Origin of the sequence: Propionivibrio sp. (assembly GCF_049316945.1) — a bacterium.
Classification (GTDB): Bacteria; Pseudomonadota; Gammaproteobacteria; order Burkholderiales; family Rhodocyclaceae; genus Propionivibrio.
The window spans coordinates 1-4,049 of the sequence record NZ_JBMOJE010000242.1; the positions used below are offsets into that span (position 1 = coordinate 1).

The 4,049-nt window shown below is 54.1% G+C and carries 3 protein-coding genes; all 3 read right to left on the bottom strand.

Features of this window, described 5'->3' with window-relative positions; genetic code table 11:
- Positions 1–58: 58 nt before the first annotated feature.
- A complete protein-coding gene (locus tag ACOYNV_RS26235; RefSeq protein ID WP_422902764.1) occupies positions 59–1,783 on the bottom strand; it encodes a ShlB/FhaC/HecB family hemolysin secretion/activation protein in 1,725 nt (574 codons plus the stop codon).
- A 22-nt stretch (positions 1,784–1,805) separates the two neighbouring features.
- A complete protein-coding gene (locus ACOYNV_RS26240) occupies positions 1,806–2,384 on the bottom strand; it encodes a DUF4337 domain-containing protein (protein ID WP_422902765.1) in 579 nt (192 codons plus the stop codon).
- A gap of 35 nt (positions 2,385–2,419) precedes the next feature.
- The coding region (locus ACOYNV_RS26245; RefSeq protein ID WP_422902766.1) for an ion transporter at positions 2,420–4,049 on the bottom strand (1,630 nt) is incomplete at its 5' end.

A 4,049-nucleotide genomic window follows, 5' to 3' on the forward strand; every position in this document is an offset into this window, starting at 1 on the left:
TTGGGCAATTTCATTCCAGAGCAGGCGATAGCGACGGTTCATGGCATGGCCTTATCAGCTAGAACGGCAGACTTGCATTCAGCCAAAAACGATCTCGAATCAGTGTGCCATCCTGATCGTTGCCGGTGCTGGTCGGGTTTGGGTTGTCGCCAATGCGACGCGCCCAGACCAGTCTGAGATTGAAGCCGCTTTCACCCTGCCAGCCAAGTACCAGCCCGCCGCCCTGGAGGCTCAAGCGATTGAGGGGCGCAAAACCGACAAAATCATTGTTCCGATTGACCGTGACGCTGCCCCAGTCGTAAAAGCCGGTCAGGTTGAAGCCATTGACCAGCCGCCAGCGCAATTCAAGATTTGCCATCATGCCTTCCGAGCCGCCGCCTTCACTGCCTGGGTAGGCGCGAACACCGCCTGAGCCGCCCAGGTAAAAGCGTTCACCCGAATCAAGGTTTTTGCTGGCAATCTGGCCGGTGAGATTGGCGTTGAATGTCAGGCTCTCGGAGAGCGTCTGCAGGCGGCTGGCGGCGTAACGCAGCTTGCTGAACTGGCCGGCGGTCTGGGTGCTTTTGGCATCGGCCCCCTGGTTGGGCGAGCCGTCAAGGTTGACCCGGCCGCCGGTGAGCGTCAGGCTGGCGTTGCTGGTTCCGCCAGCGCCTAGCGTGTCTGTCAGATTGCCGCTGATGCCGGCCGAAGCGGTGGTCAACTGATACCGTGTTGTGGTGGCTCCAGCCGAGCTGTTGTCAAAGCTTTTGTGGTCCAGCGTCGCGTTGAAATAAAGGTTGCTCAGGCGTGAGCGGTAAATCGGATAGCTGGAGTCAAGGCCCGATGTGGCAGAACTGCCAAAGCCATTCAAGGCAGCAAAAGCCGGGCTGATCAGCTTGTAGCGCATATCGGAGGTGTTGATGCCCATGCGCCAGCCGTCGTAACCCAGCGGTATCGAATAAGCCAGCCGCAGGTAGTCGCTGCCCTCGGTGTGCAAAAAATTCAGATTGCCTTGATCGGCAAAAGCAAACGGGCTATTGAGTGCCAGATTGGCGCTGAGGCGGACTTTGCCGGTTGACGGCGACCCGGTGTTGTCGATGGCGGCATCGCCAGCGAGTAGGGGTTTGTCCGCCACCTTCAGCACGACATCGGACTCGCCCTGGCGCGCACCTTCGCGCAGGCTGCCGGCAACCGTCACGCCTGGCAGGTCGCTCAACAGCAGCAAGCTGCGGTCGAGTGCTTCGGCATTGATTGGCTGGCCTGGCGTTTGGGTCTTTGCCAGCCCTTTTTGCAGTCTGTCCTGGCTGATGCGCTGAACGGCACCGGACTCAAAGTGAACGCTACCGAACAAGGCTTCGACGATCTGGATGGTCACGATGCCACCGACGATTTCCTGCTGCGGCAGGTAGGCGCGGACAATCCAGCCGGCATCCCGATAGACTTGGGCGACGGCTGCGGCGGCGGCTTGAAGCTGGTTGAAGTTGAGCGGACGGTTGAGCCAGTCGGCCACCGCTGGCTGGAGCAGCTCGGTTTTGATGAGCGTATTGCCGACAAAACGAAACTCGCGCACCATCAGGTCGCCGGGCAAGGCTTGCATGGCGGGCGGGGGTGCCGGCCGTTCAAGCGGTGCCGGTCGCGGCATCAGGGGTGGCAAGCCCTGCTCGATCTGCTGGCGCAGCATGCCGGCATCAGGTGGCGTTTGCGCCTGTGCCAGGCTAATCAGCAGCAGCGAGAAAAGCAGTCCGTATTGGGTCAACTTCTTGCGATACATGGATAACTTTCGAGGAAATCTGACGTTAGACATCACAACTTCCCCTTCGGTTCCATCAAATATGCAGTGCTGCAAGTACGCCAACCACCAAACCGATGCCACCTGAAACATACATGACAGTGACCAGCCACTTCTTTTTGGTCAGCAGGGCAATGGCCGCCATGGCGATCGACACCGACAATACCGTGGTGGATTGCGCCCAACGGTGATGCTGGTGTATTTTTGTATCGCTGCGCTGGTCCCAATCGGTGGCATCCGCCTCAAGCTTGTCGGCTACCACCTTGATGTCGGTTTTTTCTTTTTCGTAGCGGTCCATCTTGGCTTGATAAAGGGGCTTTTTATCATTCGGGGACAGGTCACGGGCCAGTTCGGCCAGGGACTGTTTGGTACTCTTGGACTGAAAGTAATTCCACTGGTTGGAGGCTTCTGTTTTCTTGATGGCGGCGTTGTTCTTGAACATACCGGCATCAGCCTGGGTGGCACCCCCCATGTAGCCAAACACGGAGCCAACCGTGGCGACGACGGCGGTAAAAAGTGCAATTTTATTGGTACTGTTATCGCCATGACCACTCATTTGAGCGTGTTCTAGTTCGTGGTCGTGTGGGCCGTGTACATGAAATCCATGATCTGACATATTAAATTCCTGTGATTTTTGAGAGGATACAAAGTTTAAGGGAGCCGCTGAGACTGTTCTATCAATTTGGAGAATATCTGGCGATGGTGATCGGGAGATCGTGAAGGGTCGTCAAAATAAATTTTGACTTGTTCAATATCCGATGCAGCGATAACCAGTTTTGCGCTACTGATCAACTGACTCAATTGCATAAACGCCAATTCAGGATTTTGTTTCCAATCGATCAACTCACCCGTCTTACTTGCACCAATGGCCAATGGCGGTGGTGATGCAACGGATGCCGACTTGTCAGCACCTTTTCTGCGATCATTCACGCCACGCTTACGATTGCCGTTTTTGATGAGGTGATCAACTTCATCCCCTTGCAGATGCAGGCGCTTGGCCTCAGCCGTGATCATGACCATTTCCTCATCGGTCAAAATGTCGTCATTAAGTGCATCATCCACCATGCGATTGAGCCGTTCACGATCAAGGTGTAATTGATCTGAAAATGCCGCAGAAAGTACACCCGCAGGCAACGCAAATATTCCTAACCCGACGATAGCCATGACGATGGTCATTAACCGACCCATGGGTGTTACCGGTGAAATATCGCCATAACCCACGCTGGCCAGCGTCACCACGGCCCAATAGATAGACTGTGGAATATTCTCGAACTTGTCGGGCTGGGCTGCATGCTCGAACAAATAACCCAAACTGGCGGCAAGCATCACCAGAAGCAACATCAGGAAACCTGCTGCGCCCAAGATCGGTGCCTCCCGCACGAAAACTTTCCGCAACGTACCAAGCGAACTGGTGTAGCGCGTCAGCTTGAGTATCCGTACCAGACGGAAGATTCGCATGAATCGCAAATCGACGAGATGGCCGACAAAAGGTGCCAGGAAAAAAGGCGCAATGGCGATCAGGTCAATCATGGCTGAATAAGATATGACGAATCGCAAACGCCCGGCACGCATGGACGCATATTCTGGGTCTTCCGGCACAATATATATCCGAATGATATATTCAAGCGTAAAGACAGAAACCGCCAGAATATCAAGAATAAAAAATTCTCGACCAAATTTCAACTCAAGAGATACCACGGACTCCAGAACGATCATAACCACCGACAGAAGCACCATGAACATCAGGAAGTTATCGATATAAGCCTGCAAGTTGCCGGAAGTGGGCGTTGGATGAAGCAACGCATAAAGTTGCTTGCGCACTGGCTGCCCCCGGTTGTTTTCCCTGAACGCCGCATAAGCATCGGTCAGTGCGGTCAAGGCACCGGTGATCTGCATGGCCCGCACCAGCTTAAGGATACGCAAATCCAAATTCAGACCCAACAGGTAAGGCAACAGCACCAGTAAATCGGCCAACCCAGCAAAGCTGACAACATACGTCAGAACGGGGAAACGCTTGCCGCTGTATTTGGCATCGCCGGCGCAGGCCAGCAGACGCAACACATATTCAATTCCGAAGATGACATAGGAAACCGTGCTGAGTTGGCTAACCATTTCAGCATACTGGCGAAAGGCCGGGTCCAGTGTCATCGGCCATAGTGCCAGTATATTGATGGCAATTAGGCCGAGCAGGAAACGGTCAATGGCAGTGCGTAAAATATTTTTGTGTTTTTGGTCGAAAAATATAATAAAAAGTTTTTGTTGCCAAGGCATGTTTACACTC

What these genes read in the sequence shown, in the direction of transcription:
- ACOYNV_RS26235 (WP_422902764.1), bottom strand. Translation starts at nt 1,783, where the DNA reads ATGTCTAACGTCAGATTTCCTCGAAAGTTATCCATGTATCGCAAGAAG.
- ACOYNV_RS26240 (WP_422902765.1), bottom strand. Translation starts at nt 2,384, where the DNA reads ATGTCAGATCATGGATTTCATGTACACGGCCCACACGACCACGAACTA.